The sequence below is a fragment of the Streptomyces sp. NPDC046860 genome (assembly GCF_040645115.1).
GTDB lineage: Bacteria > Actinomycetota > Actinomycetes > Streptomycetales > Streptomycetaceae > Streptomyces.
Window position 1 is genome coordinate 17,509 of record NZ_JBEYXQ010000008.1, and the last position, 22,863, is coordinate 40,371.

23 protein-coding genes are annotated in these 22,863 nt (G+C 73.4%); 11 read left to right on the forward strand and 12 right to left on the reverse strand.

What is annotated here, in order from left to right; genetic code table 11:
- Window positions 1–92: 92 nt before the first annotated feature.
- From ABZ898_RS13840 to ABZ898_RS13850, 3 genes are all read left to right on the forward strand, one after another.
- Window positions 93–467 carry a helix-turn-helix transcriptional regulator gene (locus ABZ898_RS13840; RefSeq protein WP_086696108.1) on the forward strand — a complete coding sequence of 125 codons (375 nt, stop codon included), beginning with the start codon at window positions 93–95 and terminating at the stop codon, window positions 465–467.
- Window positions 468–664: 197 nt separating this feature from the next.
- On the forward strand, window positions 665–1,135 hold the full coding sequence (locus ABZ898_RS13845) for a DNA starvation/stationary phase protection protein (protein WP_361657109.1): 471 nt from the start codon (window positions 665–667) through the stop codon (window positions 1,133–1,135).
- Window positions 1,136–1,263: 128 nt separating this feature from the next.
- Window positions 1,264–1,548, forward strand: a complete 285-nt coding sequence (locus tag ABZ898_RS13850; RefSeq protein ID WP_361657724.1) for a hypothetical protein — start codon at window positions 1,264–1,266, stop codon at window positions 1,546–1,548.
- 103 nt (window positions 1,549–1,651) lie between these two features.
- Here the strand turns inward: ABZ898_RS13850 and ABZ898_RS13855 are convergent, their stop codons facing one another.
- Together ABZ898_RS13855 and ABZ898_RS13860 are read right to left on the reverse strand one after the other, a co-directional pair.
- A complete protein-coding gene (locus tag ABZ898_RS13855; protein WP_361657112.1) occupies window positions 1,652–2,494 on the reverse strand; it encodes a DNA-formamidopyrimidine glycosylase family protein in 843 nt (280 codons plus the stop codon).
- 86 nt (window positions 2,495–2,580) lie between these two features.
- A complete protein-coding gene (locus ABZ898_RS13860) occupies window positions 2,581–7,515 on the reverse strand; it encodes an ATP-dependent helicase (protein ID WP_361657115.1) in 4,935 nt (1,644 codons plus the stop codon).
- A gap of 100 nt (window positions 7,516–7,615) precedes the next feature.
- Here ABZ898_RS13860 and ABZ898_RS13865 point away from each other — a divergent pair, with 100 nt between their 5' ends.
- Genes ABZ898_RS13865 through ABZ898_RS13875 form a run of 3 tightly spaced genes read left to right on the forward strand, consistent with a single transcriptional unit; the run spans window position 7,616 to window position 9,600 of the window.
- Window positions 7,616–8,485: an AraC family transcriptional regulator gene (locus ABZ898_RS13865; RefSeq protein WP_361657118.1), complete on the forward strand. Its 870-nt coding sequence runs from the start codon at window positions 7,616–7,618 to the stop codon at window positions 8,483–8,485.
- Between the two features lie 54 nt (window positions 8,486–8,539).
- Window positions 8,540–9,295, forward strand: coding sequence for an AzlC family ABC transporter permease (locus ABZ898_RS13870; RefSeq protein WP_361657121.1), 756 nt, complete (start codon window positions 8,540–8,542; stop codon window positions 9,293–9,295).
- Window positions 9,292–9,600 (forward strand): AzlD domain-containing protein, encoded by a 309-nt coding sequence (locus tag ABZ898_RS13875; RefSeq protein WP_361657124.1) that lies wholly within the window; start codon window positions 9,292–9,294, stop codon window positions 9,598–9,600. The genes ABZ898_RS13870 and ABZ898_RS13875 overlap by 4 nt, the downstream gene beginning before the upstream one ends.
- Window positions 9,601–9,608: 8 nt before the next feature.
- Here ABZ898_RS13875 and ABZ898_RS13880 read toward each other — a convergent pair whose 3' ends face one another.
- Complete coding sequence (locus ABZ898_RS13880; protein WP_361657127.1) at window positions 9,609–10,553, reverse strand: hypothetical protein; 945 nt, start codon at window positions 10,551–10,553, stop codon at window positions 9,609–9,611.
- A gap of 79 nt (window positions 10,554–10,632) precedes the next feature.
- Here ABZ898_RS13880 and ABZ898_RS13885 point away from each other — a divergent pair, with 79 nt between their 5' ends.
- A complete protein-coding gene (locus tag ABZ898_RS13885; protein WP_361657129.1) occupies window positions 10,633–10,827 on the forward strand; it encodes a DUF3046 domain-containing protein in 195 nt (64 codons plus the stop codon).
- Between the two features lie 301 nt (window positions 10,828–11,128).
- Window positions 11,129–12,283: an AI-2E family transporter gene (locus ABZ898_RS13890; protein ID WP_361657727.1), complete on the forward strand. Its 1,155-nt coding sequence runs from the start codon at window positions 11,129–11,131 to the stop codon at window positions 12,281–12,283.
- Here ABZ898_RS13890 and ABZ898_RS13895 read toward each other — a convergent pair.
- A complete protein-coding gene (locus ABZ898_RS13895) occupies window positions 12,280–12,846 on the reverse strand; it encodes a CGNR zinc finger domain-containing protein (RefSeq protein ID WP_361657132.1) in 567 nt (188 codons plus the stop codon). The genes ABZ898_RS13890 and ABZ898_RS13895 overlap by 4 nt on opposite strands.
- 56 nt (window positions 12,847–12,902) lie before the next feature.
- Here ABZ898_RS13895 and ABZ898_RS13900 point away from each other — a divergent pair, with 56 nt between their 5' ends.
- From ABZ898_RS13900 to recX, 3 genes are all read left to right on the forward strand, one after another.
- Entirely contained in the window at window positions 12,903–14,084 is a 1,182-nt protein-coding gene (locus tag ABZ898_RS13900) for an MFS transporter (RefSeq protein WP_361657135.1), read from the forward strand.
- A 232-nt stretch (window positions 14,085–14,316) separates the two neighbouring features.
- Complete coding sequence (recA, locus tag ABZ898_RS13905; protein WP_361657138.1) at window positions 14,317–15,453, forward strand: recombinase RecA; 1,137 nt, start codon at window positions 14,317–14,319, stop codon at window positions 15,451–15,453.
- A gap of 3 nt (window positions 15,454–15,456) precedes the next feature.
- Window positions 15,457–16,266: a recombination regulator RecX gene (gene recX / locus ABZ898_RS13910; protein ID WP_361657141.1), complete on the forward strand. Its 810-nt coding sequence runs from the start codon at window positions 15,457–15,459 to the stop codon at window positions 16,264–16,266.
- Between the two features lie 53 nt (window positions 16,267–16,319).
- Here the strand turns inward: recX and ABZ898_RS13915 are convergent, their stop codons facing one another.
- From ABZ898_RS13915 to ABZ898_RS13950, 8 genes are all read right to left on the reverse strand, one after another.
- Window positions 16,320–16,739: a rhodanese-like domain-containing protein gene (locus ABZ898_RS13915; protein WP_361657730.1), complete on the reverse strand. Its 420-nt coding sequence runs from the start codon at window positions 16,737–16,739 to the stop codon at window positions 16,320–16,322.
- Window positions 16,730–17,260, reverse strand: coding sequence for a cysteine dioxygenase (locus ABZ898_RS13920; protein WP_361657144.1), 531 nt, complete (start codon window positions 17,258–17,260; stop codon window positions 16,730–16,732). Before ABZ898_RS13920 ends, ABZ898_RS13915 begins: the two co-directional genes overlap by 10 nt.
- A gap of 67 nt (window positions 17,261–17,327) precedes the next feature.
- A complete protein-coding gene (locus tag ABZ898_RS13925) occupies window positions 17,328–17,600 on the reverse strand; it encodes a putative leader peptide (RefSeq protein WP_361657147.1) in 273 nt (90 codons plus the stop codon).
- Entirely contained in the window at window positions 17,491–19,110 is a 1,620-nt protein-coding gene (locus ABZ898_RS13930; protein ID WP_361657733.1) for an FAD-dependent monooxygenase, read from the reverse strand. The genes ABZ898_RS13925 and ABZ898_RS13930 overlap by 110 nt, the downstream gene beginning before the upstream one ends.
- A gap of 235 nt (window positions 19,111–19,345) precedes the next feature.
- Window positions 19,346–20,248 carry an amino acid ABC transporter permease gene (locus tag ABZ898_RS13935; protein ID WP_361657150.1) on the reverse strand — a complete coding sequence of 301 codons (903 nt, stop codon included), beginning with the start codon at window positions 20,246–20,248 and terminating at the stop codon, window positions 19,346–19,348.
- Entirely contained in the window at window positions 20,245–20,910 is a 666-nt protein-coding gene (locus tag ABZ898_RS13940; protein ID WP_361657153.1) for an amino acid ABC transporter permease, read from the reverse strand. The genes ABZ898_RS13935 and ABZ898_RS13940 overlap by 4 nt, the downstream gene beginning before the upstream one ends.
- A 130-nt stretch (window positions 20,911–21,040) precedes the next feature.
- Entirely contained in the window at window positions 21,041–21,874 is an 834-nt protein-coding gene (locus tag ABZ898_RS13945) for a glutamate ABC transporter substrate-binding protein (RefSeq protein WP_361657156.1), read from the reverse strand.
- A gap of 134 nt (window positions 21,875–22,008) precedes the next feature.
- Window positions 22,009–22,785: an amino acid ABC transporter ATP-binding protein gene (locus ABZ898_RS13950; RefSeq protein ID WP_161191257.1), complete on the reverse strand. Its 777-nt coding sequence runs from the start codon at window positions 22,783–22,785 to the stop codon at window positions 22,009–22,011.
- Window positions 22,786–22,863: the final 78 nt, after the last annotated feature.

Genomic DNA, 22,863 nt, shown 5'->3' on the forward strand with positions numbered 1-22,863 from the left:
GAACACGACATCGCTCCCCGCACGGCCGCCGCGCGAGGCGGTACGGTGGGGCGAGAAGGATGCGGCTACGCGGTCCGAGGAGGGAGCCACCGATGATTCTGCTCCGTCGCCTGCTGGGTGACGTGCTGCGTCGGCAGCGCCAGCGCCAGGGCCGTACTCTGCGCGAAGTCTCCTCGTCTGCCCGGGTCTCGCTCGGCTATCTCTCCGAGGTGGAGCGGGGGCAGAAGGAGGCTTCCTCCGAGCTGCTCTCCGCGATCTGCGACGCGCTGGACGTACGGATGTCGGAACTCATGCGTGAGGTGAGTGACGAACTGGCACTCGCCGAGCTGGCCCAGTCCGCCGCCGCCACCGACGGTGTCCCGGCTCCGGTCCGTCCGATGCTGGGTTCCGTGTCGGTGACCGGTGTCCCGCCGGAACGGGTGACCATCAAGGCGCCCGCCGAAGCGGTGGACGTGGTCGCCGCGTGATTCGCGCGCGGGCGGCCTAAGCGCCCGAGAGACGTGAGCCCCGGCAGGGCCCACCAGGACTTTCCTGGCAGGGCCCGGCCGGGGCTCCCTCATGTTCCGGGCAGGGGCCGCAGGCCGGTTTGCTCCGTTTGCCGGGGTCAGGCGGGCCGGTCATGGTGAGAGGGACCCGAAGCCCGCCGAGGACCCGAGGACAGCGGATGTACGTGGTGAAGAGTCCCCTTCCCGAGGACGACCTGAAGACCGTCTCCGAGGCCCTCCAGGGTGCGCTGGTGGATCTGGTGGACCTCTCGTTGGTCGCCAAGCAGATCCACTGGAACGTGGTCGGGCCACGCTTCCGGTCCATCCACCTCCAGCTGGACGAGGTGGTCGCCTCCGCCCGTCTGCACTCCGACGAGGTGGCCGAGCGCGCCTCGGCGCTGGGCGTGCCGTCGGACGGACGCGCGCCCACGGTCGCCTCCGGCACCGGCATCACGGTCCCCCCGGCCGGCTGGATCAAGGACACGGACGCGGTCTCCGGGATGGTCGCCGCCCTTGGCTCGGTCATCGGCCGGATGCGGGAGCGGGTGAAGGCGACCGGTGACGCCGATCCGGTGTCCGAGGACCTGTTCATCCAGATCACCGGGGACCTCGAGAAGCACCACTGGATGTTCCAGGCCGAGAGTGCCTGAGAGAAGCGGGTTCCCGGACCGGGCGTGCGCGGGCTGTCTGCCCGGCCCTGCTCCGGTGAGCCCTTCGGTGCGCCTTCCGCAGGTGGCAGGCGGTGTTCTTGGCTTCCGGCCGGAGGTGGCGGACCATGATGGGGCGAATAGGGCGCTGGGGGGCTGTGCTCGGGCTGGGCGCGGTGTGGTGGTGGGCGGTGCTGCGGCTGGCCTTCGGGGACGGCGCGGGCGTGCTGGAGGGCTCCGTGGTCCTCGGCGGCTGGGGGCTGGGCGTGCTGCCGGTGCACTGTGTCGCCAAGGACCGGGCCGAGGGGGCCGTGCGGACCGGGCGGTGGCGGGAGGCGTGGCGCGCCGGGGAGGGGCCGGATGCGGACGCCGGGAGTTCTGGGGTCACTCGTTCGGGTGAAGCGGGGGCGGGGTAGCGGGACGCCGTCGGCGGGCGGAGGGCCGGTTCGGTAGGCGGGGGCCCGGTTCGGCGGGCGGATGGTCCGGTCCGGCAGGCGGAGGGCCCGGTTCGGCTGCGGGCTATCCCGCCTCGCGCGGGTAGCGCTCCCGCCGGTGGGCGGAACCCGGCGCGGGGGCGGGGCCGCTCTGGCACGCGGGGCACCAGTAGGTCGGCCGGTCCTGGGAGCCGTCGCCCTGGTCCGCCACGCGTACGCGCGTGCGGCAGCGCAGGCAGGGGCGGGACGCCCGGCCGTAGACGAACAGGTCGTTGTGGTGCAGGCCCGTGGTCTGCCGGACCGGACGGTCGCGGTTGATCTCCAGCAGGCGCTGGGCGACCCCCGGAAGCTGGGCGGCGCGGTCCGCGGGGAGTGAGCCGACGGGGAGCCAGGGGGTCACACCGAGCAGGAAGCACAGCTCGCTCTTGTAGACGTTGCCGATCCCAGCCAGATTGCGCTGGTCGAGCAGGGCCTCGCCGAGAGGACGGGCGGGATCGGCGTACAGGTTGGCCAGTGCCCGCTCCGGGTCCCAGTCGGGGCCGAGGAGGTCGGGCCCCAGATGGCCCAAGACACGGTCCTCCTCCTCGGTGCGCAGCAGTTCCAGCACCGAGAGCCGGTAGCCCACGGCCATGCGGTCGCCGGCGCCCAGCACCACCCGGATCTGGTGCCCCGGGCCGCCCCGCCAGCTTTCGCCCCGGCCGTACACCTTCCAGGCGCCCTCCATGCGCAGATGCGTGTGCAGGGTCAGGCCGCCCTCGAACCGGGTGAGCAGGTGCTTGCCGCGCGGCGCGGTGTTCAGCACGGTGCGGCCGGTCAGGTCGACCGTCGCGTACTGCGGCACCCGGAAGTCGCTGTGGTTGAGCACCCTGCCGGCGAGCGTCTCGTGCAGCCGTTTGGCGGTCCGCCACACCGTGTCACCTTCGGGCATGCGTCCAGAGTGCCACGGTGGGCCGGTCGCGGACGGCGCGCCGAGGTGGTGCGTGCGGTGAGGTGGGGTACGGCCGTGCGGCGGGCTCAGGCGCGCAGGCGCAGCCCCCGTGGGGTCGCGACGAATCCGGCGCCCTCCAGCACGGCGCCCAGCGGGGAGGTCAGGGCCGCGGTGCCGTTGACGCGTTCGACGGTGACCGTGCCCAGGGAGCCCGCGCGGGCGGCGGCGGCCAGGGCCTCGGCGGCGGCACGCAGGCGCGGATCGTCGCTCGCGGAGGCTTCCGGGTCGGCGGGCCACGCCAGCAGGGTCTTGCCGCCGCGCTCCATGTAGAGGGTCAGCTCACCCTCCACCAGCACGACCAGCGACCCCGCCTTCCGGCCCGGCTTGTGTCCGGCGCCGGTCGGCGGCTCGGGCCAGGGCAGCGCGGCGCCGTACGCGTTGGCGGGATCGGCGGCGGCGAGGACCACCGCCCTGGAGTCGGGTGCGGTGTCCCGCACGCGCGTGCCGTAGCCGCGGCTCGCGGGGGAGCCATGGTTCGAGCCGCGCGGGCCGCCCTGACCGGCGGAGCCGTACGGGCCGGGGAGGTCCGCCGGACCGAAGGGGCGCGGGAGACCGCCGTCGTCGCCCGGGGGCGGCCAGGCGAAGTCGCCGTCGGGACTCGGGTGGCCCAAACCGCCCGAGGACGGGTCGAAGGCGTCGGACGCGGCGTGGCCGTCGCCGGGGAAGGGCGGGAGGGCGCCGTCGCCCGCGGGGCTCGGCGCGGGCACCACGCGCTCGCCCCGGTCGCGGGCGTTGGACACCGCGCGGAGCCGGTCCACGGCGCCGTCCATGGCGAACTGGGCGGCGCCCAGCCCCTCCACCACATAGCCGCGCCGCGCCTGGCCGCTCTCCTCGAACACGGACAGGACCCGGTACACCGCCGAGAAGCCGCCCTCGACACCCTCGGCGCCCACCGCGCCCCGGGTCACCACGCCGTGCCGGTCCAGCAGGGCGCGCGCTCGCGCGTGCGCGCGCACGGTGGCGTCCGGTTCCGGCACCGGCAGCAGCGACCAGCGGCCTCCGACGGTCGGCGGACCGGACCGGGAGGCGGCCCGGGCGGCGGCGGTCAGCGAGCCGTAACGGCCGCGCGGGACATTGCGTTTGGCGCGGTGGGCCGTCGCGCCCGCCGTACGGCCCGAACCCAGCAGGGCACGCATCGGGGCCAGCGTGTCGTTGGTGAGCCGGCCCGACCAGGCCAGGTCCCACAGGGCGTCGGCCAGGTGGGCGTCGCTCGCCTCGGGGTGCGTGGTGGCGCGGACCTGGTCGGCGATCTGACGGAAGAACAGGCCGTACCCGCCGGAGAGCGTGTCCAGGACCGACTGGTGGAGCGGGCTCAGCTCCAGGGGGTGCGGGGGCGGCAGGAGCAGGGGCGCCGTGTCCGCGAGGTACAGCGAGACCCAGCCGTCCTTGCCGGGCAGCGAGCCCGCCCCGGCCCACACCACCTCGCCCGCGGCGGTGAGTTCGTCCAGCATCGACGGCTGGTAGCCGGCCACGCGGGACGGCAGGACCAGCTTCTCCAGCGCGGACGCGGGCACCGACGCGCCCTGCAACTGCTCGATGGCGCGCACCAGTCCGTCGGTGCCGCGCAGCGTGTGGCCCTTGCCGATGTGCTGCCACTGCGGCAGGAATTGCGCCAGCGCGGCGGGCGCCACCGGCTCCAGCTCGTGCCGCAGCGCCGCCAGGGAGCGGCGGCGCAGCCGGCGCAGCACCGTGGCGTCGCACCACTCCTGGCCGATGCCCGCGGGATGGAACTCGCCCTGCACGACCCGGCCGCCGCCGGCCAGCCGCTGCAGGGCGCCCTCGGTGACGGCCACGCCCAGCCCGAACCGGGCGGCGGCGGCCGTCGAGGTGAAGGGGCCGTGGGTACGGGCGTAGCGCGCGAGGAGGTCGCCGAGCGGGTCCTTCACCGGCTCGGTGAACGCCTCGGGCACGCCCACGGGCAGCGCGGTGCCGAGCGCGTCGCGCAGGCGTCCCGCGTCCTCGACGGCGGCCCAGTGGTCGGCGCCCGCCACCCGGACCCTGATGGCCCGCCGGGCGGCGGCCAGCTCGCGCGCCCACTCCGGCTCGGCGCCGCGCGCGCCCAGCTCGGCGTCGGTCAGCGGGCCCAGCAGCCGGAGCAGGTCCGCGACCCCCTCCACGTCCTTGATCCGGCGGTCCTCGGTGAGCCACTGGAGTTCACGCTCCAGCTCGGTCAGCACCTCGGCGTCGAGCAGCTCCCGCAGCTCCGCCTGGCCCAGCAGCTCGGCCAGCAGCCGGGAGTCCAGGGACAGCGCGGCGGCACGGCGCTCGGCGAGCGGGGAGTCGCCCTCGTACAGGAACTGGGCGACGTAACCGAACAGCAGGGAGCGGGCGAACGGGGAGGGCTCGGGGGTGGTCACCTCGACCAGGCTGACCTTGCGGGACTCGATGTCGCCCATCAGCTCGACCAGGCCGGGCACGTCGAACACGTCCTGGAGGCACTCGCGGATCGCCTCCAGGACGATCGGGAACGACCCGAACTCGCTCGTCACCTCCAGCAGTTGCGCGGCGCGCTGGCGCTGCTGCCACAGCGGGGTGCGCTTGCCGGGGTTGCGGCGCGGCAGCAGCAGCGCCCGCGCGGCGCACTCGCGGAACCGGGAGGCGAACAGGGCCGAGCCGCCCACCTGGTCGGTGACGACCTGGTCGACCTCGCCCTTGTCGAAGGCGACGTCGGCGGCGCCGACCGGGGCCTGTTCGCCGTCGTACTCGGTGCCGCCCTGGCCGGGGGCCTGGTCCAGCAGGTCCAGGCCCATCAGGTCGGCGTCGGGCAGGCGCAGCACGATGCCGTCGTCGGCGTGCATGACCTGCGCGTCCATGCCGTAGCGCTCGGAGAGGCGGGCGCCGAGCGCGAGCGCCCAGGGGGCGTGCACCTGGGCGCCGAAGGGGGAGTGGATCACGACCCGCCAGTCGCCCAGCTCGTCCCGGAAGCGCTCCACGACGATGGTGCGGTCGTCCGGGACGTGCCCGCACGCCTCGCGCTGCTCGGCCAGGTAGGACAGGACGTTGTCCGCGGCCCAGGAGTCCAGGCCCGCGGTGAGCAGCCGCAGCCGGGCGTCCTCCTCGGACAGGGCTCCGACCTCGCGCAGGAACGCGCCGACCGCGCGGCCCAGTTCGAGCGGGCGGCCGAGCTGGTCGCCCTTCCAGAACGGCAGCCGGCCAGGAACGCCCGGCGCGGGGGAGACCAGCACCCGGTCGCGGGTGATGTCCTCGATGCGCCAGGAGCTGGTGCCCAGGGTGAAGACGTCGCCCACGCGGGACTCGTACACCATCTCCTCGTCCAGCTCGCCGACCCGGCCGCCGCCCTTCTTCGGGTCGGAACCGGCGAGGAACACCCCGAACAGGCCCCGGTCGGGGATCGTGCCGCCGGAGGTGACGGCGAGCCGCTGGGCGCCCGGGCGGCCGCTGATGATGCCGGTCACGCGGTCCCACACCACGCGGGGGCGCAGTTCGGCGAACGCGTCCGAGGGATAGCGGCCCGCGAGCATGTCGAGGGTGGCGGTGAACGCGGACTCCGGGAGCGAGGCGAAGGGAGCCGCGCGGCGCACGGCGGCCAGCAGGTCGTCGTACTGCCAGTCGTCCACCGCCGTCATGGCGACGATCTGCTGCGCCAGGACGTCCAGCGGGTTCGACGGCACCCGCAGCGACTCGATCCCGCCCGAGCGCATCCGCTCGGTGACGACGGCCGCCTGCACCAGGTCGCCCCGGTACTTGGGGAAGACCACACCGGTGGAGACGGCCCCCACCTGGTGGCCCGCGCGGCCGACGCGCTGGAGGCCGGAGGCCACCGAGGGCGGCGACTCGACCTGGACCACCAGGTCGACGGCGCCCATGTCGATGCCGAGTTCCAGGCTGGAGGTGGCCACCACGGCGGGCAGCCGCCCTGCCTTCAGGTCCTCCTCGACCAGCGACCGCTGCTCCTTGGAGACCGAGCCGTGATGCGCGCGGGCGATCACCTGCGGGGCGCCCTGGGCCGCGCCCGAGCCGCCCATCAGCTCGGCCGGGGAGTGGTGCTCGTCCAGCTTCTCGCCGGTGGCGCGCTCGTAGGCGATCTCGTTGAGCCGGTTGCACAGCCGTTCCGCCAGGCGGCGGGAGTTGGCGAAGACGATCGTCGAGCGGTGCGACTGGACCAGGTCGGCGATCTTCTCCTCGACGTGCGGCCAGATCGAGGGCTTCTCCGCCTTGTCGTCGCCGTCCGCCGCGGGCGCGCCGCCCAGCTCGCCCATGTCCTCGACGGGGACGACCACCGACAGGTCGAACTCCTTGCCCGACTCGGGCTGGACGATCTCCACCTTGCCCCGGGGCGCGAGGTAGCGCGCCACCTCGTCCACCGGCCGCACGGTCGCCGACAGACCGATCCGACGGGCGGGCCTGGGCAGCAGCTCGTCCAGCCGCTCCAGGGACAGCGCGAGGTGCGCGCCGCGCTTGGTGCCCGCCACCGCGTGCACCTCGTCCAGGATCACGGTCTCGATGCCGGTGAGCGCGTCCCGCGCGGACGAGGTCAGCATCAGGAACAGCGACTCGGGAGTGGTGATCAGGATGTCCGGCGGGCGGGTGACCAGCGCGCGCCGCTCGGCGGGCGGGGTGTCGCCGGAGCGGATGCCCACCTTCACCTCGGGCTCGGGCAGGCCCAGGCGCACGGACTCCTGGCGGATACCGGTCAGCGGACTGCGCAGGTTGCGCTCCACGTCCACCGCGAGCGCCTTCAGCGGGGACACGTACAGCACCCGGCAGCGCTTCTTCGGGTCGGCCGGCGGCGGGGTGGAGGCCAGCCGGTCCAGCGCGGCCAGGAACGCGGCCAGGGTCTTGCCCGAGCCGGTCGGCGCCACCACCAGCGCGTCCGAACCCTCGTTGATGGCCCGCCACGCGCCCGCCTGAGCCTCGGTGGGCGCGTGGAACGCCCCCGTGAACCACTCGCGGGTCGCGGGGGAGAAGCCTTCGAGGGCCGGGTGGGCGGATCTGACCATGTCTCCATCCTGCACCCGCCCACTGACAATCCGGCTGACCTGGGCAAACAGGGCGGATCAGGGCGTGCGGGGGCCCACCGGCGTGGCCGACAATGGACGCATGGCGGGTTCAGGGGAGCGGGCACGGCACTGGCGGTACGCGGAACTGCCCGGGGTCGACCTGCTCCGGGCCCGCTACATCCGCAAGACGTTCGCCCGCCACACCCACGAGAACTTCGTGATCGCCGCGATAGCGGACGGCGTCGAGGTCTTCCACCACCGGGGCGCCGACGTGTCCGTGGGCGCGGGCGCCCTCGCGCTGGTCAACCCGGACACCCCGCACACCGGCCGCGCGGGCGTTCCCGAGGGCTGGCGGTACGGCGCGGTGTACCCGTCGCCCGAGGTGGTGGCCCGGATAGCGGCCGAGACCAGCACCATCCGGGGGACCCCGGGCTTCGCCGCCCCGATGGTGGACGACCCGTACACCGTGCGCCTCGTCCACCAGGTGCTGCGCGCCGCCGAGGAGGGCAACGCGCTGGCCGCCGACACGCTGCTGAGCGTGGCGGTGACCCGGCTCCTGCGGCTCAACGGCGGCCCGCTGCCCGAACGCCGCGCCACCTCGGCCGGTACCGGCGTCGCCGCACGCGCGCGTGCCGTGCTGGAGGAGCGGATGGCGGACCCGCCCAGCCTGGAGCGGCTCGCCACCGACCTCGGCACCAGCCGCTTCGCCCTGCTGCGGGCCTTCCGGGACACCTACGGCATGCCCCCGCACACCTGGCTCACCGACGCGCGCGTACGCCGCGCGCGGCTCCTGCTGGACGCCGGCACCTCACCCGCCGAGGCGGCCGTGGCGGTCGGCTTCACCGACCAGCCCCACCTCAACCGCCACTTCACCCGGATCGTCGGCGTGCCTCCGGGGGCCTACCAGCGCGAACACGAGAACGTGAACGGGCTCGACGGCCTCAACGCGCTCACGGGGCTGACGGGCTGACGGGCGCAACAACGTACAAGACCCGGCCGGGCGGGCGGCCGTAGCGTCCGCGGCGTGGCACAGATACGGACAGCAGCACTCGCGGACAGGGCCGCCGAGGACGTGGGAAAGCCGGACAGCGCCGTCGTCAGGGACGCGCTCGGGGTCGGAGTCGCCGTAGGGCTCTCCGGCTTCGCCTTCGGCGTGACCTCGGCCGGCAGCGGACTCGGACTCCCGCAGACCTGCGCGCTCAGCCTCCTGGTCTTCACGGGCGCCTCCCAGTTCGCCCTGGTGGGCGCGCTCGCGGCGGGCGGCAACCCCTTCACGGCAGCGGCGGGCGCCTTCTTCCTGGGCGTGCGCAACGCGTTCTACGGGCTGCGCCTGTCGCAGCTGCTCGCCCTCCCGCGCGCGGTGCGGCCGTTCGCCGCCCAATGGGTGATCGACGAGACCACCGCCGTCACCGTGGCCCAGCCGGACCGGCGCTCCGCGCGGCTCGGCTTCACCGTCACCGGCATCAGCCTGTACGTGCTGTGGAACCTCACCACCCTGCTCGGCGCGCTCGGCGCGCGGGCCCTCGGCGACACCGACGCGTGGGGGCTGGACGCGGCCGGGCCCGCCGTCTTCCTGGCGCTGCTCGCCCCCATGCTGACCACCTTCACCGAACGCGCGGTCGCGGCCCTCGCGGTCCTCCTGGGCCTCGGGCTGCTGCCGTTCCTGCCCGCCGGGGCGCCCGTACTGGTGGCGGCCCTGGCGGCCCCGCTCGCCCTGTTCGCGCAAGGCGTGCGCGCCCGCGTCGTCCAGGGCCCGGACGCCCCCGAGGAGGAACGTTGAACACCTGGCTCGCCATCGGCGTCACCGCGCTCGGCTGCTACGCCGTCAAGCTCGCCGGACTGCTCGTCCCCGCCAGTGCCGTGGAACGGCCCCTGGTCAAGAAGCTCGCCGCGCTCCTGCCCGTCGCCCTGCTGGCCGCCCTCACCGCCCAGCAGACCTTCGCCGACGGCCGCGCCCTCGTGCTGGACGCCAGGGCCGCGGGAGTCGCCGCGGCGGCCGTCGCCCTGCTGCTGCGCGCGCCGTTCCTGCTCGTCGTCGCGGTGGCCGTCGCCGTGACGGCGGGAGTACGCGCGCTCACCGGCTGAGCGCCGGCTCAGCCGACGTAGCGGCCGTACGCCTTCAGGGTGCGCAGCGCCCCGATGGTCACCCCGGCGCGCGCCTCCAGCGCCGGGGCCGGTGCCCAGCCGTGGCCGCGCACCGGCCAGCCGCCGTCCTCCTCCTGGGCGGCCGCCAGGAAGTCCAGCGAGCGCGTCATCTCCTCGTCCGTGAACCACCCGCGCGCCAGCGAACCGGGGTGCCGGGCGAAGTCGTGCGCGAAGTGGTGCTCACCGGGAGCGCGGCCGAGGGAGTCGGGCGGGGTGTCCGGGCGGTCCGGTTCGAGAACCGCGAGCCGCCGCTCGCGCACCAGGCGGCCGAGCCGGTCGGCGGCCGCCTGCGCGCGGGCGCGGTCGGGAACGGAGTCGAGGAACGCCACGGCGGCCCGCACCTCCCGAGGACGCGTCCCGTCCAGCGAGTCCACGGCCTGCCAGCAGTAGTCGGTGGCCCGGAACAGCCACGCGTGCCACACGTCGTTGCGGTGCAGCAGCCCCACCACCGGCCCCGTCGCCGCCAGCTCGCTGGGCGGGTCGTCCACCACCGGCACGGACGGCGCCGACGGATACCCGCGCTGGCTGGGACGTACCGCCGGGAGGGCGCCGTCCGCCGTGGACACCGAGGTCAGATAGCGGCACACCCGCTCCACCCGCTGCCCGCCGCACCGGCCGACCGAGTCCAGCACCCGCAGCGCGCGAGCGGTGTGCAGCGGCTGGCTCACCGGGCCGCGCAGGTCGGGTTCCAGCGCGTGGCCGTAGCCGCCGTCGTCGTTGCGATAGGCGTCCAGGGCCCGGTCCACCGGGTCCGCGCCGCCGTTCAGGAAGTGGTGCGCGAACAGCCGCTGCTCCAGCACGCGCGCGGTGAGCCAGACGAAGCGCTCGGCGCGGAAGAGGGGGGAGTGCGCCGGGGGCGCGGAGGGAGGTGAGGGAGCACCTGATTCGGCCATGGACCAGACCGTAGGGCCACCGGAGGCCGCCGGGAACGGCCGCGGACATCGCCGTCCCCCGAGGCGGGATACTTGAGGCATGCGGTTGACGGTCTTCTGGCAGCGGATGGCGGCGCACTTCGGTCCGGGGTACGCCGACTCCTTCGCGCGCGATCACATCATGTCCGAGCTGGGCGGACGGACGGTGCACCAGGCACTGGACGCCGGCTGGGACGCCAAGGAAGTGTGGCGCGTGGTGTGCGCCGTGATGGACGTGCCGGGGGACAAGCGCTGAGTCGCGGTCGTCGTGGACGGCCGGGCGGGGTCGGCCGAAAGACGGGGGCGAAATACGCGGATCGCCGGTCCCCCGGCCGACGGACCCGCCGGCGGATGTGTTGACGGCCACATACCGAGTCGGTCACCGAGGCCCCCAGACGGTCCGGGCCGCCGGCCGCGTGGGCGAGACTTGGCGCGTGGCACGCATCGACGACATCGAGCCGACCGATCCGCAGACCGCGCCCCCCGCCGGGCCCGCGGCCTCCGCCGCCGGTACGCCGCCGCGCGAGCCCGCGGCCGGTGCCGTCACGGCTCCCCGGATGCCGCGCTGGCTGCCGCGCGCCATGGTGCTGGCGCTCGCGCTGGTCGCCCTGTTCCAACTGGGGAGCTGGGCCTTCCACCAGCTGATCGGGCTCCTCGTCAACATCCTGATCGCGTTCTTCCTGGCCCTCGCCATAGAGCCCGCCGTGAGCCGCATGGCCGCGCGCGGGATGCGCCGGGGGCTCGCCACCTTCCTGGTCTTCCTCGGTCTCGCCGTCGTCACCGCGGGCTTCTTCACCCTGCTCGGCTCGATGCTCGCGGGTCAGATCATCACGATGATCGAGGGATTCCCCGAGTACCTCGACTCGGTCATCAACTGGATCAACCAGACCTTCCGCCTGGAGCTGCGCCGGGTCGACGTCCAGGAGGGGCTGCTCCACTCCGACTGGCTGCGCAAGTACGCGCAGAACAGCGCGGCGGGCGTCCTCGACGTGTCCGCGCAGGTGCTCGGCGGGCTCTTCCAGATCCTCACCGTCGGCCTGTTCTCGTTCTACTTCGCCGCCGACGGACCCCGGCTGCGCCGCGCCCTGTGCTCGGTGCTGCCGCCCGCGCGGCAGGCCGAGGTGCTGCGGGCCTGGGAGATCGCCGTCGACAAGACCGGCGGCTACATCTACTCGCGCGGCCTGATGGCCCTCATCTCCGGTGTCGCGCACTACATCCTGCTCCAGGCGCTCGGGGTGCCGTACGCGCCCGTGCTCGGCGTCTGGGTCGGCCTGGTCTCGCAGTTCATACCGACCATCGGCACCTACCTCGCGGGTGCGCTGCCGATGCTGATCGCGTTCACCGTCGCGCCCTGGTACGCGGTGTGGGTGCTGATCTTCGTCGTGGTCTACCAGCAGTTCGAGAACTACATGCTCCAGCCCAAGCTGACGTCCAAGACCGTCGACATCCACCCGGCCGTCGCCTTCGGCTCGGTGATCGTCGGCACCGCGCTGCTCGGCGCGGTGGGCGCCCTGATCGCCATCCCGGCGGTGGCCACGCTCCAGGCGTTCCTGGGCGCGTACGTGAAGCGGTACGCCGTCACCGACGACCCGCGCGTGCACGGACACCGGGTGCGCCGCCAGGACCGGCCCGACACCTTCGTCCGCCTTCGCCTGGGGCGCCCGCGCGCCGCGGAGCCCAAGCCGGAGACGGCGCCGGAGGAATCGGCCTAACCGGCCTCCCGCGCGGCGCGGGCGCGGCGGTGGGCGGCCACGCGCTCGCGGGTGGCGCAGCGGCGTGAGCAGTAGCGGCGGGGCGGCCCGCTGCCCTGGGTGACGTGGACGTTGTCGCACCCCGGGGAGGCGCACACGCCACCGGGCGGGCGCTGCCGGTCCCAGACCAGCACGGTCAGCGCCATGCAGGACGACGCGAGGAACCACTCGGCCCAGGGGGCGTCGTCGGCGTGGTCGAGGTGGGGGTGCCAGGGGGTGGCGCCGTCGTGCGAGGAGAGCCGGAGCGGTCCGGTGTGCGCACGCAGGAGGCGGTTGAGGGCCGAGGCGGCGGTGTCGGTGTCCTCGGCGGCGAAAACCTCGTGGAGCAGGGCGGCGGCCGCGCGCATCTCGGTCACGTCGCGCGCGGAGAGGTCGAAGGGGTCGGTCTCTCCGTAGGCGCGGAGCACGTCGGCCACCTCTGCCGGTTCGGGGTCGCCGGTGAGGACGTTGACCAGGTCGGCGGTCCGCCGGGCCGTCGTCAGCACCGAGTGCCGGGTGGACCGGTCGTCGGGGGTGGAGGACACCGGCCGAATGTAACGCACGTTGCGGAGTTTTGAGTTACCTCCGTAACGTCATCGGGATGCGAAGGCGTTACGCGCTCTCCTCCTACCTCGCCGGGGCGGTGGCCGCCCGTGTCGGCGACGAGGCGTCCGGGCCGGCCCTCATGCTGGCCGGGTTCGCCCTCACCGGCTCGGCCGGCGCCGCCTCCGCCCTGCTCGCGGGGATCACGATCTCCGCCGTGGTGGGCGGACCCGTGCTCGGCGCGGTCCTCGACCGGGTGGAGCGGCCGGGACGACTGCTCGCGGGGGCGCTCGGTCTGTACGCCGTCGGGCTGGGGGTGATCCTGCTCGGGCTCGGACGCCTCCCCTTCGCCGTGATCCTGGTCGCGGCCGTGGCGACCGGGCTGCCGGGGCCCGCCGTCGCGGGCGGATGGACCGCCCAGGTGCCCCGGGTCGCGCCGGAGGGGACGCGGACACGGGCGAACGCCCTGGACGCCATGACGTTCGGCGTGGCGGGTCTGGCCGGTCCGGCGCTGGCCGGGGGAGTGGCGGAGGGGGCGGGCGCGGCGGCCGCCGTGGCCGTCGCGGGGGCGCTCGTCGCGCTGGCGGTGCCGGCCGCCTGGCGGCTGCCCGGGGCGCCGGGGCGGGAGGGCGGACCGGTGGCGGGGGCGGTGGCCGGGGACCTCCTAGCCGGAGCGCGGTTCGTCGCGGGGAACACGGCGCTGGCGCGGGCGACGCTCGTCTCGGTCGGCTCCTGCGCGGCTCAGGGAGTGCTGACGGCGAGCCTCCCCGTCCTCGGCGAGCGGGCGCTGGGCGGGGCGGCGCGAGGTGCGGCGCTCCTCGTCCTCGCGGCGGCGTCGGCCCTGCTGGTCAACGCCGTGCTCGCGCACCGTCCGCCCGCCGTCGCCCCGGATGCCGTCGTCCGGATCGGCGCCCTGGTCCAGGCGGCCGCCATGGCGCTCGCGGTGTCGGGTGGGCCGGCCGCTCTCATCGCGGCCGCGCTGCTGCTCGGCGCCGGTGAGGGGCCGCAGCTGACGGCCCTGTTCGCCGTCCGGCACCGGGAGGCCCCCGACCGCCTGCGCGCCCAGATCTTCACGATGGGCGCCAGCCTGAAGATCACTGGCTTCGCCGTGGGCGCCGCGTTTGGCGGTCCGCTCGCGGCCTGGTCGCCGCCCGGCGCGCTGCTGCTGGCGTCGGGGGTCGCCGCCGCCGCGTGTGTGGGGCCCGTGGGGCGGGGCACCCGCCCGGCGGAGCGGACGTGAGCGGCGGGTGCCGCCCGACTCGCGGACGGCTCCTGAGGTGCTTGACAGGAAAATCGAACATCCATTCTCATGAAAGCTCAAGGCGAGGCCGTCGACGGGGATCTCATAGCGGTTCGGGTGGGTATGTCCCTCGGTTTTCCACAGGCCGGACCGGCGTCGGGGCGCGTTGTCAGTGGCAGGCGTTAGCGTCTTTGACGTGAAGCGATCGACTCAAGCAAACCGGGTGGAACCCATGGCAGGAACCGACCGCGAGAAGGCGCTCGACGCCGCGCTCGCACAGATTGAACGACAATTCGGCAAGGGCGCGGTGATGCGCATGGGCGAGCGGTCGATGGAGCCCATCGAGGTCATCCCGACCGGTTCGACCGCCCTCGACGTGGCTCTCGGCGTCGGTGGCCTGCCGCGCGGCCGTGTCGTGGAGATCTACGGCCCGGAGTCCTCCGGTAAGACGACCCTCACCCTGCACGCCGTGGCCAACGCGCAGAAGGCCGGCGGCCAGGTCGCCTTCGTCGACGCGGAGCACGCCCTCGACCCCGAGTACGCGAAGAAGCTCGGCGTCGACATCGACAACCTGATCCTCTCCCAGCCGGACAACGGCGAGCAGGCGCTGGAGATCGTGGACATGCTGGTCCGCTCCGGCGCGCTCGACCTCATCGTCATCGACTCCGTCGCCGCGCTCGTCCCGCGCGCGGAGATCGAGGGCGAGATGGGCGACAGCCACGTGGGTCTCCAGGCCCGCCTGATGAGCCAGGCCCTGCGGAAGATCACCAGCGCGCTCAACCAGTCCAAGACGACCGCGATCTTCATCAACCAGCTCCGCGAGAAGATCGGCGTCATGTTCGGCTCGCCGGAGACCACGACCGGTGGCCGCGCGCTGAAGTTCTACGCCTCCGTGCGCATCGACATCCGCCGCATCGAGACCCTGAAGGACGGCACGGACGCGGTCGGCAACCGCACCCGCTGCAAGGTGGTCAAGAACAAGGTCGCCCCGCCGTTCAAGCAGGCCGAGTTCGACATCCTCTACGGCCAGGGCATCAGCCGCGAGGGCGGTCTGATCGACATGGGCGTGGAGCACGGCTTCGTCCGCAAGGCCGGCGCCTGGTACACGTACGAGGGCGACCAGCTCGGCCAAGGCAAGGAGAACGCCCGCAACTTCCTCAAGGACAACCCCGACCTCGCCAACGAGATCGAGAAGAAGATCAAGGAGAAGCTGGGCGTCGGGGTGCGTCCCGAGAAGCCCGCCGCCGAGCCGGGCACGGACGCCGCCGCGGTCACCGCCCCGGGCGCCGACGCCAAGGCCACGGACGCCAAGGCGGCCACCGCCGCGGTCAAGGCCACGAAGCCCAAGGCCGCCACCGCCAAGAGCTGACCCGTGACGCGACGAACCGACTGGGCCGAGTACGACCACGCCGCGTCCGGTGCCCCACGGGGGAGGGGCATCGGGCGTGGCCCGGCCACGGCCGCGCCCGGCGACGACGCGGACAGCCACGACACGGACGGACACGACGACGGCCACCCGGCGTCGCGCCGGTCCGGGTGGGACGGCGCACGCTCGGAGGAGCGCCACGGGGGCGGCTCCTCCCGGCGTGGCCGTCGCCGGCGCGGCTTCGGGGAGGCCGCCGGCACGGACGAGGACACCCCCGGCTCGTCGAGGGCCGAGCCAGGGGTGTCCTCCACGGACACCGACCCGGTCGAGAAGGCGCGGAACATCTGTCTGCGCCTGCTCACCGGAACCCCGCGCACCCGCAAGCAGCTCGCGGACGCCCTGCGCAAGCGGGAGATCCCGGACGAGGTGGCCGAGGAGGTGCTGTCGCGCTTCGAGGAGGTCGGCCTCATCAACGACGGCGCGTTCGCGGACGCCTGGGTGGAGTCCCGGCACCACGGCCGGGGGCTGGCCCGGCGCGCCCTCGCCCGTGAACTCCGCACCAAGGGCGTCGACTCGGCGCTCATCGACGAGGCCGTGGGCCAGCTCGACTCCGAGCAGGAGGAAGCGACCGCCCGCGAACTGGTCGACCGCAAACTGCGGGCCACCCGGGGGCTCGACCGCGACAAGCGGCTCCGCCGCCTCGCCGGGATGCTCGCCCGCAAGGGGTACCCCGAGGGCATGGCCCTCCGTGTCGTCCGCCAGGCGCTGGACGAGGAGGGTGAGGACACGGAGTTCCTCACCGAGGACGGTTTCTGACGGGCGGACAGGATGGTCCGCTCAGGGCGGTGAGCCCCGGGCGGACGCACTGATCACTCCGCCGCCACCACCGGCAACCCCGCCGCGCGCCACGCCTGGAAGCCGCCCACCAGGTCGGTCGCGCGACGCAGGCCGAGCTGGTGCAGGGAGGCCGCCGCCAGGCTGGACGCGTAGCCCTCGTTGCAGATGACCACGATCCGCAGATCGTGCCCGGTGGCCTCAGGAACCCGGTGGCTGCCGCGCGGATCGAGCCGCCACTCCAGCTCGTTGCGCTCGATCACCAGAGCGCCGGGGATCAGCCCGTCCCGCTCGCGCAGGGCCGCGTACCGGATGTCGACCAACAGGGCTTCACCCGCGCGCGCCGACTCATGGGCGGCTCGCGCCTCGATACGCCGGTAGCCGGAGCGGACCCGGTCCAGCAGTTCGTCGATCCCCACCGGACGCGTCGCCTCGCCGTCGCCGCTCACTGCCAGTCCTCCGGCCGCTCGACCTGCTCCAGCCGGAGCACCTGCCCGGTACGGCTGTAGCGGCGGATGCGCGGCAGCGGCGGGTAGTAGGCGTGGACGGAGACCGCGTGCGTGCCGGGGGAGTCGTTGTAGACCTCGTGCACGTGATGGCGGCCGAACGCGCGGCCCTGGCCGGCGGTCAGCCGGCGTTCGCGGTCGACGTCCTCGGTGAGTTCGAGGGTGCGCCAGCCGTCCGTGGGCAGCCGGGCGGCCAGCGAGTTCTCGCGCAGCTCGCCCGACGCGGTGAGGAAGGCGCCGACCGAGTCGGCGTGGTCGTGCCAGCCCGTGCCGGTACCGGGCGGCCAGCCGATCACCCACGCCTCGCTGCCGCCGGGTCCCTCCAGCCGGAGCCAGGTGCGGCCCTCGGGGTCGAGCGGGAGCGAGGCGATCAGTTCGGCGTCGGCGGCGGTGCGCCGGACGAAGTCGAGCAGTTCGGCCTGACCGGGAGCCGACGTGGCCGCGGGCGGGGTGAGGGGGGAGACAGACACGTGCACCGTCCTGAGGAGGGTTCGCCGAACGGGCGCACGGCGGCGCCCGGAGAAGGGGGATGCGAATTCAGCAGGACGGGCGACACACGCAGCCCGCGTAGCGGAGCAGGTCCATATGGACCCTCCGCCACAGGCGTACACGGGTGTCGGTCACGATCCGGAGTACAGCACGCCGCCGCACTCCGGTCAATCGGTCGTCACCATGTGGACAGCGGGAGCCGGAGCCGAGGTCAGCGCGCCCCCGAACCGGCCTCCGCCTCCTCCTTCGGCGCGTCCTCCAACGCCACCGCACCGCCGAGCACGGCCTCCGCCGCCGCGTACAGGTCGGCGGGCCGGACACCGCTGAGCGCGGTGACCAGATGGCCGTCCGGCCGTACGAGGAGCACGCTGTGCGCCGGGGCTCCCGGATAGGCCTCCGCGACGAGCAGCTCCGCCCGGTGCGGCAGCGCGGTCACCGCGGCCGCGAGCCGGGGCATCACCCCGGCGGACATCCAGTGCTTGCGGTCCCACACCCCGGTGCCCGGCGCGATCAGGACCACGAGCAGCGCGCCCCTGCCCAGCCGGTCGCGCAGCCGCACGAAGGTGCCGTCCTCGGCGGTGACCCGTACGTCGGTGACGGGCGCGCCCGGACCGGTGTCGACCGGGATCTCGCCCTCCAGGTACCGGGGCGCGAGTGGTGACCCGGCGTACGCCCCCGGCTCGCCGAGCGCCCCGCGCCCCAGGTGACCGTCCGTCATCAGCGCGTCCTGGTTACGGGCCGCGCCGGGCACGTACCCGCGCAGGCCGCCAGCGCCACGCAGCACCGGCAGCAGCTGGTCGGCGGCCCGCAGCCGGGCGGCGACCACCGCGCGCCGTTCCGCCTGGTAGCTGTCGAGCAGCGCCTCGTGCGGACCGTGGTGCCAGGCGACCGCCAGCTTCCACGCCAGGTTGTCGGCGTCCCGCAGCCCCTCGTCCAGCCCCTGCGTACCGAGCGCGCCCAGCAGGTGGGCGGCGTCCCCGGCGAGGAACACCCGGCCCGCGCGCCAGCGGCGGGCCAGGCGGTGGTGCACGGCGTGCACGCCGGTGTCGAGAAGGTCGTAGGCCGGGGCCGCGCCGCCGGTCCAGCCCGCCAGTGTCCTGCGGACGTTGCTCACCAGGAACTCGGGTGTGATGAGGTCCTTGCCGGACGGCAGCAGCCAGTCCAGCCGCCAGGTGCTGTCGGGGAGCGGCCGGGCGCTGACCTCGCCCGAGGGGTGGCCGGAAGACCGCCACGGAGGCATCCGGTGCAGCACGGCCTGCCCGTCCCAGGGGAGCTCGACGCGCAGGGTGGCGACCGCGTGCCGCTCCACCGCCGTCCGGCCCGGGAAGCGGATGTCCAGCAGCTTGCGGACCGTGGAGCGGGGCCCGTCGCAGCCGACCAGATGGCTGCCCCGCCACCAGGTGCCCTGCGGGCCGCGCGTGTGCGCGGTGACGCCGGAGCGCTCCTGCTCCAGCGCGTCGAGGCGGCTGTCCAGGGCGATCCTGATCAGCGGCTCGTCGTCGGCCGCCGCGCGCAGGACGGAGGTGAGGACGTGCTGTTCGACATGGAGCGGGGCGGTGTCCTCCGGCGTGAAGACGACCTCGTTCACCACCTGCCTGCGCCGCTGCGACCGCCATCCGGTCCAGCGCAGTCCCAGGTGACCGGCCGGAACCGCGGTCAGCCGCTCAAGGAGCGCGGCGGTGTCCTCGCGGAGTACGACGGTGCGCGCCGGGCGGGGTTCGTCCTTGCCGCCGGTCTCGTCGAGGACGACGGACGGCACCTCCTGGCGGGCCAGTGCCAGGGCGAGCGTGAGCCCGACGGGCCCCGCTCCGACGATGATCACCGGGTCCACGGTGCGGCGCCCCCTGCCCATGACGATGCCTCGGCGAACACGCGGGAACAGGAAGGTGAAGCGGGGTGCACGATCACAGAACGTATGCAACCCATTGGCAGAGTATGCGTCAAGTGACCGGGGCCCGTGGCGATCACCCCTCCAGGATCGGGCACGCGGCGCCGGACCGCAATGGGGGGCCGGGAGGGCGCTCGCACGCCGTCCCGGCCCCCCATGGGGCGTTTCTGAGCCGCTGTCAGCCGGTCTTCCCCGCGGGGACCGAACCGCCGGTCTCGCCCGCGTTCAGGTCCTCGACCGTGCCGGCCCCGAGGACCGCGCCGGTGCCCCGCGTGCTGCGGCGCAGCCGGCCCTCCAGCCAGGAGGCGAAGGAGGTGAGCAGGAAGTTGAGGACGATGTAGAGGACCGCCACCACGAAGAAGCTCTGGATGACGTTGGCGTAGTTGGCCGCCAGGGTGCTGCGGGCGTTGAGCAGGTCGGTGAACTGGAGCATCACGCCGCCCAGCGCCGTGTCCTTCACGATCACCACGAGCTGGCTGACGATGGCCGGGAGCATCGCGGTCACGGCCTGCGGCAGCAGGATGCCCGCCATCGTCTGCCCCTTGCGCAGACCGATGGCGTACGCGGCCTCCGTCTGCCCCTTGGGCAGGGAGAGGATGCCCGCCCGGACGACCTCGGCGAGCACCGAGGCGTTGTACAGCACCAGGCCGGTGATGACGGCGTACATCGGCCGGGCGTCGCTCGGGATGTCGGTGGAGCGGACGTAGAACTCACCGGCGAACAGCATCAGCAGCAGCACCGGGATGGCGCGGAAGAACTCCACGACCACGCCCGCCGGTACGCGCACCCAGCGGTGGTCGGACATCCGGGCTATGCCGAATATCGCCCCGAGCGGCAGCGCGATGATCATGGCCAGCGCGGCGGCCTTCAGGGTGTTGCCGAGGCCGGGCAGCAGATAGGTGGTCCACGCCTCGCCGGTGGTGAACGGCTTCCACAGCGCCCACGCCAACTGGCCCTTGTCGTCCAGCTTCATCACGGCCCACCACAGCACCAGGCCGAGCACGGCGAAGAAGACGACGGAGAGGACGACGTTGCGCGTCCGGGCGCGGGGGCCGGGCGTGTCGTAGAGGACGGAACTCATCGCTTCACCGCCAGTCGCTTGCCGAGCCAGCCCAGGAGGAGACCGGTCGGCAGGGTCAGTACCACGAAGCCGAGGGCGAAGACGGTGCCGATGGCGAGGGTCTGGGCCTCGTTCTCGATCATCGTCTTCATCAGGGTGGCGGCTTCGGCCACGCCGATGGCGGCCGCCACCGTGGTGTTCTTGGTCAGGGCGATCAGGACGTTGGCCAGCGGGCCGATGACCGCGCGGAGCGCCTGCGGCAGCACGATCAGCCGCAGCGTCTGCGAGAAGCTCAGCCCGATGGCGCGGGCCGCCTCGGCCTGCCCGAGCGGCACCGTGTTGATGCCGGAGCGGATCGCCTCGCACACGAACGCCGCCGTGTAGGCGATCAGTCCGAGCACGGCGAGCCGGAAGCCCTGGATCTTGAAGTCCTCGGCACCCATGGTGACGCCGAAGATGTCGGCGAGGCCGAGCGAGGTGAACAGGATGATGATCGTCAGCGGGATGTTCCGCACGATGTTGACGTAGGCGGTGCCGAACCCGCGCATCAGCGGGACAGGGCTGACCCGCATGCCGGCCAGCACGATGCCCCAGACGAGGGAGCCGACGCCGGAGAAGACGGTGAGCTGCACCGTCGTCCAGAACGCCCCCAGGACGTCGTAGCCTTCAAGAAAGTCGAACACGTTCTCCCGCGCTTCCGGGTCTGTGGCCTACGGGGTGGTCGGGGCGCGCCGCCGTCCGGGAAGCGGTGGACGGCGGCGCGGGCCGTGGACCGTGCGGAGCCCGCCAGGTCCTCGCGTCGTCGAGTCGGGACTACTTGACGATGTCGCCGATCTTCGGGGCGGGCTCGTTCTTGTAGCCGGCCGGGCCGAAGTTCTTCTCCACGGCCTTGTCCCAGGACTTGTCGGAGACCATCTTCTCCAGCGCCTTGTTGATCTTGTCCAGGGTCGCGGAGTCGCCCTTCTTGACGCCGATGCCGTAGTTCTCGTTGCTGAGCTTCAGACCCGCGAGCTGGAACTGGCCCTTGTACTTGTCCTGCGCGGCGAAGCCCGCGAGGATCGAGTCGTCCGTGGTCAGCGCGTCCACGGCGCCGCTCTGGAGACCGGCGACGCACTCCGAGTAGCCGGACAGGGGGCGCAGGTTGGCCTTCGGGGCGATCGTCTTCTGGACGTTCTGCGCCGAGGTGGAACCGGTCACGGAACACAGCTTCTTGCTGTTGAGGTCCGTGCCCTTGGTGATGTCGGAGCCCTTCTTCACCAGCAGGTCCTGGTGGGCCAGCAGGTACGGGCCGGCGAAGTCCACCTTCTGCTTGCGCTCGTCCGTGATGGAGTAGGTGGCCGCGATGAACTTGACGTCGCCGCGCTGCAGGGCGTTCTCGCGGTCGGCGCTCTTGGTCTCGACCCACTCGATCTGGTTCGGCTTGTAGCCGAGCTGCCCCGCGACGTAGGTGGCGACGTCCACGTCGAAGCCGGAGAAGGAGCCGTCGGGCTGCTTCAGACCGAGACCCGGCTGGTCGAACTTGATGCCGACCTTGATCTTGTCGCCGCCCGAGGCGCCGTCGTCCTTCTTGTCGCCGCCGCACGCGGTGGCGCTCACGGCGAGGGCGAGCACGGCGGCGGAGGCTGCGGTGACCTTGCGGAGCTTCATGGTGAACATCCTTTGCGTGATGCGTGACGGAGCGAAGTGGAGAAAGAGCACGAGCGGGCGGACCGCCGCGCGGACAGCCCCGGGTCGCCCGGGGAACCGGACGGCGTGGCCGGCGCGGCAGCCCGTGCCGCGGCTCAGTGGTGCAGGATCTTGGACAGGAAGTCCTTGGCCCGGTCGCTGCGCGGATTGCTGAAGAACTGCTCGGGGGCGGCCTGTTCGATGATCCGGCCGTCCGCCATGAAGACCACACGGTTCGCGGCCGAGCGCGCGAAGCCCATCTCGTGGGTGACGACGACCATCGTCATGCCCTCGCGGGCGAGCTGCTGCATGACCTCCAGGACCTCGTTGATCATCTCGGGGTCCAGGGCCGACGTCGGCTCGTCGAAGAGCATCACCTTCGGGCCCATCGCCAGCGCCCGCGCGATGGCCACGCGCTGCTGCTGCCCGCCCGACAGCTGCGCCGGGTACTTGTCGGCCTGGCTGCCGACGCCTACCCGGTCGAGCAGGGCGCGCGCCTGCTCCTCGGCCTTCTTCTTGTCCGTCCTGCGGACCTTGAGCTGGCCCAGCATCACGTTCTCGAGCACGGTCTTGTGCGCGAAGAGGTTGAAGGACTGGAACACCATCCCGACGTCGGCCCGCAGCCGGGCCAGCGCCTTGCCCTCCTGGGGCAGCGGCTTGCCGTCGATGGTGATGCTGCCGGAGTCGATCGTCTCCAGGCGGTTGATGGTGCGGCACAGGGTCGACTTGCCGGACCCGGAGGGCCCGATGACCACGACGACCTCGCCGCGGCCGATCGTCAGGTCGATCTCCTGGAGCACATGCAACGCGCCGAAGTGCTTGTTGACGCTCTTCAGGACGACCAGGTCGTCGGACGCGGCCACGTCTTCCTTGGCCACCGCTACTTCGGTCATCGCTCTCGGGCTCCGTCCTCCTCGGTTTCGGAGGACAGTAGTGACGACCACGCGCCCCCGTCACCACATCTGAGGTGA

Excerpts from the sequence above, each read along its gene's own strand:
- ABZ898_RS13900 (WP_361657135.1), top strand. The coding sequence starts at position 12,903 with ATGCGAAGGCGTTACGCGCTCTCCTCCTACCTCGCCGGGGCGGTGGCC.
- ABZ898_RS13880 (WP_361657127.1), bottom strand. The coding sequence starts at position 10,553 with ATGGCCGAATCAGGTGCTCCCTCACCTCCCTCCGCGCCCCCGGCGCAC.
- ABZ898_RS13850 (WP_361657724.1), top strand. The coding sequence starts at position 1,264 with ATGGGGCGAATAGGGCGCTGGGGGGCTGTGCTCGGGCTGGGCGCGGTG.
- ABZ898_RS13860 (WP_361657115.1), bottom strand. The coding sequence starts at position 7,515 with ATGGTCAGATCCGCCCACCCGGCCCTCGAAGGCTTCTCCCCCGCGACC.
- recA (WP_361657138.1), top strand. The coding sequence starts at position 14,317 with ATGGCAGGAACCGACCGCGAGAAGGCGCTCGACGCCGCGCTCGCACAG.
- ABZ898_RS13950 (WP_161191257.1), bottom strand. The coding sequence starts at position 22,785 with ATGACCGAAGTAGCGGTGGCCAAGGAAGACGTGGCCGCGTCCGACGAC.
- ABZ898_RS13840 (WP_086696108.1), top strand. The coding sequence starts at position 93 with ATGATTCTGCTCCGTCGCCTGCTGGGTGACGTGCTGCGTCGGCAGCGC.
- ABZ898_RS13865 (WP_361657118.1), top strand. The coding sequence starts at position 7,616 with ATGGCGGGTTCAGGGGAGCGGGCACGGCACTGGCGGTACGCGGAACTG.
- ABZ898_RS13885 (WP_361657129.1), top strand. The coding sequence starts at position 10,633 with ATGCGGTTGACGGTCTTCTGGCAGCGGATGGCGGCGCACTTCGGTCCG.
- ABZ898_RS13945 (WP_361657156.1), bottom strand. The coding sequence starts at position 21,874 with ATGAAGCTCCGCAAGGTCACCGCAGCCTCCGCCGCCGTGCTCGCCCTC.
- ABZ898_RS13890 (WP_361657727.1), top strand. The coding sequence starts at position 11,129 with ATGCCGCGCTGGCTGCCGCGCGCCATGGTGCTGGCGCTCGCGCTGGTC.
- ABZ898_RS13855 (WP_361657112.1), bottom strand. The coding sequence starts at position 2,494 with ATGCCCGAAGGTGACACGGTGTGGCGGACCGCCAAACGGCTGCACGAG.
- ABZ898_RS13845 (WP_361657109.1), top strand. The coding sequence starts at position 665 with ATGTACGTGGTGAAGAGTCCCCTTCCCGAGGACGACCTGAAGACCGTC.
- ABZ898_RS13935 (WP_361657150.1), bottom strand. The coding sequence starts at position 20,248 with ATGAGTTCCGTCCTCTACGACACGCCCGGCCCCCGCGCCCGGACGCGC.